General features: G+C 57.7%; 5 protein-coding genes. 3 read left to right on the top strand and 2 right to left on the bottom strand.

What is annotated here, in order from left to right:
* Positions 1-148: 148 nt before the first annotated feature.
* Both ACIOWA_RS19145 and ACIOWA_RS19140 read right to left on the bottom strand, forming a co-directional pair.
* Positions 149-3,859: an Ig-like domain repeat protein gene (locus tag ACIOWA_RS19145; RefSeq protein WP_401161366.1), complete on the bottom strand. Its 3,711-nt coding sequence runs from the start codon at positions 3,857-3,859 to the stop codon at positions 149-151.
* Positions 3,860-4,040: 181 nt separating this feature from the next.
* Entirely contained in the window at positions 4,041-4,988 is a 948-nt protein-coding gene (locus ACIOWA_RS19140) for a transporter (RefSeq protein WP_401161364.1), read from the bottom strand.
* 211 nt (positions 4,989-5,199) lie between these two features.
* On the opposite strand from ACIOWA_RS19140, the gene ACIOWA_RS19135 reads away from it, so the two are divergent.
* The 3 genes from ACIOWA_RS19135 to ACIOWA_RS19125 all read left to right on the top strand — a co-directional run bounded on the left by ACIOWA_RS19135 (position 5,200) and on the right by ACIOWA_RS19125 (position 8,214).
* Positions 5,200-6,252 carry an AraC family transcriptional regulator gene (locus ACIOWA_RS19135; RefSeq protein WP_339464527.1) on the top strand — a complete coding sequence of 351 codons (1,053 nt, stop codon included), beginning with the start codon at positions 5,200-5,202 and terminating at the stop codon, positions 6,250-6,252.
* An 81-nt stretch (positions 6,253-6,333) separates the two neighbouring features.
* On the top strand, positions 6,334-7,221 hold the full coding sequence (locus tag ACIOWA_RS19130; RefSeq protein WP_339432902.1) for a Dyp-type peroxidase: 888 nt from the start codon (positions 6,334-6,336) through the stop codon (positions 7,219-7,221).
* A gap of 24 nt (positions 7,222-7,245) precedes the next feature.
* Positions 7,246-8,214 carry a Gfo/Idh/MocA family protein gene (locus ACIOWA_RS19125; protein ID WP_401161361.1) on the top strand — a complete coding sequence of 323 codons (969 nt, stop codon included), beginning with the start codon at positions 7,246-7,248 and terminating at the stop codon, positions 8,212-8,214.
* Positions 8,215-8,253: the final 39 nt, after the last annotated feature.

Raw genomic sequence — 8,253 nt, 5'->3', positions numbered from 1 at the left:
CGCGCCGGGAAACCTCGGCCATCGACAGGTTCAGCGGGGGAAGCAGCATCTTAAGTAATGCGGCTCTGCGTTCAGGTGAATAGTACGGCACGACCAGTCTCTTTCCGCCCCCGATATGCTTTTTTTGGAAAAACCGGAGAGGCGACAACTATCCTGACACCGGGGGATTCCCACCGCCAAAACAGAGAATGACGTTCGTCACTGTTACGGTAAAGCTTTTGGATTGCTGGGCAGTGTCTCTGGCCGTGATAGTCGCTGTGCCTCTCCCCCTGGCGGTGACAAAACCTCTGGAATCAACTGCTGCCACCGCTGAGTTGCTGGTGCTGTAAGTGATGGTTCCTGTTCCCCCGGTGGCTGATCGCAATATCGAGTTACCTGAATTCGGAGTGGGGAACAGGTTAGGGTAGCCCGCACAAATATAGGTCTTGCCACCCAATGTGACCGGATTTTCGTTGAAGCTCATTGGATGGATTCTGCGAAATGTTCGCGTTGTGGAGATCTGCTCGGTACTCAATGCTTTGGCGTACACCGAATGTTCACCAAGGGCGATTGCAAAGGGGGTCGTCCAGATTCCTTTGGCATCGGCGGACACGATGATATGTGTGGCTGCACCCAAATCATAAATCTGCACTTGATACAAAGGCGTGACCCCGCCCGTCAAAACAACCGACGTATCGACAGTAGGTCCCCCATTACTCAACTCGCCTCCCGAGTGCCTTACCGATGTCAGCGTCACGGCCTTGTGGGGGGTGACCGTAAAGTTGTGGGCGGGGGATTCCAGTTGTTCACCATAAAGGGCTCGTACCTTGATGGCGTAGGATTTCAGGGCCAGCGTCGATAGTTTTGTCGAGCCGTTGCCCTCACCATCCAGAGTGACAGGGTCGCCGATGGGAGCGTTTTTGTCATAAAGCTGCACACGCTGGTCGGGATCTGCCATTACGGCAACGGTGATTTCTCTGTCGTAAGTTATGCCGTTGTGCGTGACCGATCCTTTGGAGTCATTGACTGCCGTGATACTGGGTTTGGTGGCAATGCCGATGGTAAATGTGCGTGGATTGCCGTCCGGTACATCGGCGTCGTACAAGGCTTTCACGGTAATGGTTTGCAGGCCTTCGACGAGGCCGTCTGCAGGAGATTCCCACTCCCACAGATCCGTGGCTTGCGGTGTGCCTTTGGGAACACCATTGACCCTGATCTCGACCTTTTCACCGCGCGTCGCCGTGCCATGGATCGTCACGCGCTTGTCGTAGGTCAATCCGGCTTCGGGAATTTCCTGGCCTTGCGGATTGAGGATTCTGGTGATGGCCGGGGTCACGTAGTCGTAACGTGTGCGGATAGTCAGCGGCAGGGCAGGGAACTCGATTGCAGCGGTCTCTTCCGTGCTGTTGTCGAAAATCACTTTGCATTTCACCACGGCGGGAGAACTGTGCCGCAATTTCAGGATTTCACTTCTGAGCAAGGGTTCGTCGAGGCCTCCAGCCACTTGCTGGTCACTGATTTGATGATCTCTCAGTACATCGATCCGGTAGCTGCCGGTGCTGGTTTCGCCCTCGACATAGAGCCACGTGCGCTGGCCCTTGGCAATAAATGGCCATACGTTCACCAGCACCCTCGCATCGCCGACAAACTCCATCAAGTCCAGAACCGCCTTGTCTGCCTGAGGTACATGCGGAGTGGGCAGATCGTTTTCCGGATCCTGGAAGTCGAGGATGTCCAGCGGCAGCGCTTCGGAGGGCGTCCACAAGCCATAGCGCTGTACGTCATAGTTGACGTCAACCGAGCGCCGAATGTTGGCACCCACAAACGAGGAGGGCAGGTGAAAGGTGACGATGCCGGAAGGTTCAGCGGGTTGTTCCAGGTCCTCCGAAGTGCCGGCCCCGGGCGTCCCCCGCCATTTCAGAGCGAGGGTGTCGAGTGCTTCGTCCATGCTGAGATAACTGCACTCGATATCGACACCGTTGAGCGCATCCATCGGGTTCAGCGAACCGTTGGGTGCTTGTAAAACGGTAGGCGCAGGCAAAAGCCCCACGGGGATGCCAACCATCACCTCGAAGGGCGCCGAATAGCTGTACTTTCCCGTCGCGGCATGCAGCAGGGTGTAACGGACAGTGACCGTATAGCCGATATTGGCCGAGACGTATTTGACATCCACCCGAAAGCGCGCGGTCTTGTCGATCGACAACTCAGTGATGGGTCTGCTGCCTTTGGTTGAGCTGAAGGCGGAGAGTCCGATCCAGTGATACGTCAGCGTGTCGCCCTTCATCCAATTGACCGGTTTGACCAGCACATGAGCCTGGGTATAAACCAGCGTCGGGTCGATCACGCCATCTTTTGCTTCTTCTACATCGGGGGCCGGCAGAGTGGCGGGAACTGCGCGCACCTCGACCCGCAGAAAGTCAGACTCACTGAGTCCATAGTCGGCAGGATCATCGTTGTACACCCGGTAATAGAGTTTGAGGCTGCCGTTGTTCAACGGGAGAATGTGCTCGTTCATCACATAGATGTACGTAAAGCCTGCCTGCTCATCATTATTGCTGACGTCATACGCTTCCTCATACTCATAGGCGCTGCCATCTGGTTTCTTGCCTTCCCAGATCACGTTGATCGAGTCGCCGACTTTAAGGCTCGGATAAGCAAGTCTGACGGTCGCTGTTTTGCTGTCGGCGGGCAAAATGGCACCGATAACCTCTTCAATGATCGGCGCCGGCAACAGCGCCGGGTTGCCGATCACTTTGACGAAGGTGCGTTTGGAGTAGAGCTTCGAGCCATCGCTTTTTTTGTGCAGTACATAGGAGCCATCAAGCGTCCCGGTGGCGAAGAGACTGACAAATGCGAAAGGGATCGGGAACTCGAGAATGTAGGGCAGCTTGCCGACGGTGACTTCTTCGGTCAGCGTGCGAGGCGCTGTTCCGGTGCCCCCGACACCGGCGACATTGATTATTATCGTGTCGCCCGTGGTGAATTCTTTATTGATTTCGAGGCGGATCAGCAGATTGGTCGCCTGATGGTCCAGTTGGTCGAGATGGAGCTCGCGATCATCGGCATCTTCGAAAATGGCCGGATCCAGGCGAGCGGCACCGGCATCCACCTGAACCGTAGTCTCCTTCGACCATTTCTCGCACCAGTTCCAGACCTCATCATGGATTTCGTACCTGATCGGCAACGAATTGCCATCGCCGGCGGTCAGGATGTCACCGGGCGACGCGGTGATGACAATTTCTTGCGTGCCGTCGGCCTCGGCTTCTGTTACTACGTGCGGGGTCAGAAGAACACTGCCCCAGCGCACCCAGATGACATCGCGCACCGTCATCTCTCGATAGCGCTTGATGGTCATGGGCACGCCCTTGCTCGACCATTCTTTGCTGACACCATTGTCGATGACATCCTGCGGCAACCCGACAATGTCGAGGTGTGAGTGCCAGGGAAGATGCTGCTCCTCATCCTTGCCGGCGGGCAAATTCAATTTGACCAACAGCGTCAATACGGGGGAGGGATTATCCGGCAGCGGTTCGCCTGAACGGGTCACCTGGCAATAACACTCGGAGTAACCGGGGGCGATTTCAGTGGTCGGGAGAAAGAAGAACAATCTTTTACCGACATCTTCGGGCTTTATTTTCAGTTCGAAGATGATGTTGTCGTTCCAGAAAACCTCGATTTCATCGCCAGCCCCCATCCCGGGGTAAGGGTCGATAATACTGAATATGCCGGCCTCGGAATTTTCGAACGTTGCCAGGTTGATACCGCCGTCGCCATTCGCAACCGGCTGAGTCATGTCAGCGATGTACACCGGATAGATTTGCAACGGTGTGACGGATAAATCTCTTCGCGGGGGAAGCCGAAATAATCTGAAAGAAGTCATGAGCAACGCCGCCTGAAAGGGAAAAACGGGTGATTCCCTTTTAGTCCCATTGATTGTTCATTGACTACTGTCAGATCTGACAGGGGTAAGCGGCTTTCAGACGGACGGTCTGGTGCGGGATGAGTCTGTTTATTGGGCGCCCGTCTGAGTACTGTTCGCATCTGAGCGCAATCTGGCAGGGTCAGAAGGCGTACGGAATACTCACCTTCGCCCACAACATTTCCCCCTCCGGCCGGTTCTCCACGTCAAATTCCTTGGCCCAGCGAATCTCCGCACTGGCGTACTTGAGAAAGGTGAAGTGCAGTGCCGGGCCGATTGCGAACACCTTGCCGCGCACGCCGTCATCCACATCCTGCCCGGCGAACTGCACGGTGCGGCCGAACTGTTTGTCGTCTGTGGTCTGCTTGAGGTAGTAGCCGTTGATGCCGAGCATCATGTCGTCGGTAATCTTGTAGCTGGCCGAATAATCGAAGTGAAAGATCTGCCCGGATTTGTAGTCGGTGTCCTTGTTCTTCTCGTTGAAACTGTAGCTGGTCTTCATCGAGACTTCGGTGTTGTCGGTCGGCAGCCAGGTGAAGGAGAACATGGGTTTGTAGGTGTAGAAATTGTTGCTGGTGTTGGCCAGCCGGTCGACGCTGTATTCACCGGTGGGCACAGTGATTTCCAGGGCGGCGCCGAGGGTCAGATGCTTGCCCATGTCCCACAGAATGATCGGTGCGATGGTGGTATCGCCCATGCCTTCACGGGTGTCGCTCAAGCCGAACACCGAGACTTCCTGCTTCAACCACGGCTGGGCGATGTAACCGGCCAGGCGCCCGCCGAACACCCGTACCGGGCTTAAATAATCGAGACGCGGAATCACCGCGGTGGATTCGATTTCGACATTCTGCACTTTGCCGCCCAGTGAACTGATGTTGAGTCGGGTCGACTTGTAATGGTTGTAGTAGAGGTTGAACGCGACCATGTTCTGCGCAAGGCTGTCGACCTCCAGCGGCAGCATGAAGAAGCCATCGGTGCCCGGGCCGATGTTGTCGACGCCGGCTTCGGTGGCGAGCGCCGGCAGGGTCGCGGTGCAGCCCAGCAATGTCAGGGCCAGGCGCAAGGGGGATGTCGCGCGGTTCGGGTACATATCCGTCCTCATTATTATTGTGTTTGGGCGAAACGCCGGCACGCAGGACGCCCGGCACTCTAGAAATAAGCGCTTGGAGCCTGACGGGGCAGGGTATTGGCGGACACGTAGGGGGGCTTCTGCGGACAGTCGATAAACCCTGTGCTAACTTTCTTCGACATAACCGGTAACAAAAATAACAATCAAGCGTAATCCGGAATGTCAGCCGCTCATGAACGTAAAAGTCCAAGACCCGACCTTCGAACTGGCGCTGGTGTCGCCGTTCCTCCTGCAAACCCTGGCTGAAGTCGCGCAAATCAACGGCGTCGAGCCCGAGAGCCTGTGCCGTGGTCTGGGTTTTACTCTCGAAGACCTGCAGGATCCGGCGCAACGGATTTCCTATCGCCAGGCTGTGGCAATGATTCAGCGTGCGCTCAAAGTGCTGCCCAATCAGGGGCTCGGCCTGTGGGTCGGGGCGCAGAACGTGCTTGGCACGCTTGGTTTGCTCGGACATGTGCTATCGCTGTGCAGAACCTTGCGTGATGCGTTTTCCGTAGGGATTCGCCATCAGCACACCTCCGGCGCGATTGTGGTGTCCAGCGTCGATGTGGTGGGTGACCGAGTGCATCTCGATGCCGAATGTCGCTTGCCGTTCGCCGATGTGCAGGTGTTTGCGGTCGAGGAGTTTTTCGCCAGCCTCCTGGTGTACGGTCGGGCGTTGGCCGGGGCGGATTTCAAGCCGATCGCCGTGCAATTTGTCCATGCCGCGCCAGGCTACCTGAGCGAGTACCACCGCCTGCTTGGGCCGGACGTGCGCTTTGGTTGCCTGCACAACCGTATGCTGATCGATGTGCAATGGCTGGACGTCAAGCTGCCCAATCATCATGCGCTGGCGTTGCGTCAGGCGGTGGCCTTGCTGGAGCTTGAAGCCGCGCAGGTGCATCAGAAGCTCGATCTGATCCAGGCCGTGGAGCGGGCGATAGCCCGGGATCTTGCTTGTGGCACTCATATCGAGAAGATTGCCCGCGACCTGAACATGAGCAGCCGCACCTTGCGCCGGCGTTTGACCGAGCATTCGCTGACGTTTGAAGCTTTACAGGAGCAAGTGCGGCAGGCGCGCACCCTGAGTCTGCTGGCCAATCCGGATATGTCTATCGAGCGCATCACCGAAGAGGCCGGTTATAGCGATGTGCGCAGCTTTCGCCGGGCGTTCAAACGCTGGACAGGGATGAGCCCGAGTGCGTGGCGTATTGAGAACGGCCCTTCGTCTCTGAGACAAGACTAGGGTGAGGGTTTTGCGGCATCTGAACCCACACAAATCCTCTGGCCAGGGGTAAACTCCCGCGCACTTTCCCAAGGAGTTCACATGAGTTACTACCAGCCGGGCATTCTCGCCACCCCTGTTCCTGCGCAAGCACGTCATCTGTTCTTCGCCCTTGAGTCGGTTGCAGCACTGCCGCAGGCGATCGACAACCTGATGAATCTGGTGGATGGCAAGTCGGTGGTGGTCGGTTTCGGTGAATCCCTGACCAGGGCCCTCAACGTAGAAATCGACGGCCTGCGCAGTTTCCCGGCCATGACCGGCGTCGGCGTGGAAAACCCGTCGACCCAGCACGCGCTGTGGGTCTGGCTGCACGGTGTCGACCGTGGTGAACTGCTCAATCGTTGCAATGCTTTTGAAGCCGCTCTGGCGCCGGCCTTGTGTCTGGTAGAGGCCCAGGAAGCCTTCCGCCACAAGGAAGGTCATGACCTGACGGGCTACGAAGACGGTACTGAAAACCCGCACGATGAAGCGGCTATTGCCGCTGCGTTGCTAGCAGAGGGCGCTGAAGGCCTGGTTGGTGGCAGCTTCGCGGCGATCCAGCAGTGGCAGCATGACCTCAAGGGTTTTCACACATTGTCCGCCGAAGACAAGGACAACATCATGGGCCGTCGCTTGAGCGACAACGAAGAAATCGACGACGCACCCATTTCCGCCCACGTCAAACGCACGGCGCAGGAAAGCTTCGCCCCTGAGGCGTTTGTCGTGCGTCGCTCGATGCCGTGGATCGAGGGGCATCGCGCCGGTTTGATGTTCCTCGCGTTCGGTTTTTCGCTGGATGCCTTCGAAGCGCAACTGCGCCGCATGAGCGGTCTGGAAGATGGCATCACCGATGGTCTGTATCGCATCAGCCGGCCGATCACCGGCGGCTACTACTGGTGCCCACCGCTCAAGGACGGGCGCCTCGATCTGCGTGCCTTGCGTATCGGCTGATCGTCAAGACACAGGGAGGCAACAATGGACGTGGTGCGTTGGGGCATGATCGGTTGTGGCAGCGTCGCCGAGCGCAAGAGCGGGCCGGCCTTTTACAAGGCGCCCGGTTCGGCGCTGGTGGCGGTGATGGGACGACGTCTTGAGGCGGTGAGCGATTACGCCGCGCGCCACAGCATCGAACGGGTCTACACCGATGTCGATGCGCTGATCAACGATTCCGAGGTGGACGCGGTGTACATCGCCACGCCTCCCGACAGTCACCACGCCTACAGCCTGAAAGTCGCTGCCGCCGGTAAACATGGCTGCGTGGAAAAACCCATGTCGCTCAATGCCGGGCAAAGCCGTGAGATGCAGCAGGCGTTTGCCGACGCCGGGTTGCACCTGTTCGTTTCCTACTATCGGCGTTCGTTGCCGCGCTTTGCGCAAGTGCGGCAATGGCTGGAGCAGGAGCGTATCGGCGCGGTGCGGCACCTGAGCTGGACACTGACCAAAGCGCCGTCCTCCGTAGACCTGGATGGGCGTCACAACTGGCGTACGGATCCGGCGGTCGCCGGTGGCGGTTACTTCGCCGATCTGGCCAGCCATGGCATTGACCTGTTCCAGTATTTGCTCGGCGACATCATTGATGTCGCTGGTTTCACCGCGCATCAGGCCGGGTTGTACGCGGCGGAAGATGCGGTCAGCGCCAGTTGGCGCTTCGCCAGCGGAGCGTTGGGCATGGGGTGCTGGAGCTTTGTTGCCGATCGGCGCGAGGATCGGGTCGAGATCATCGGCAGCCAGGGGCGAATCAGCTTTTCGGTGTTTGATGAACATCCCGTTCAATTGCATACCGATCAAACCGTCAGCCTGGACATCCCCCATCACGAACACATCCAATGGCACCACGTCTTGGGCATGAACGCCCACATTCGCGGTGATTCGCAACACCCGGCGATGGCCGAACAGGCCCTGAAAACCGACTGGGTCATGGACCAGATCCTCAAGCGTCAATGACCTCTCAAGCGACACACCATCCCCTGTAGGAGCAAGCTC

Origin of the sequence: Pseudomonas sp. NPDC087614, assembly GCF_044743485.1 — a bacterium.
Lineage (GTDB): Bacteria > Pseudomonadota > Gammaproteobacteria > Pseudomonadales > Pseudomonadaceae > Aquipseudomonas > Aquipseudomonas baetica_A.
The sequence above is the reverse complement of the archived record's forward strand: the minus strand, read 5'-3'. Positions and strand labels throughout refer to the sequence as shown.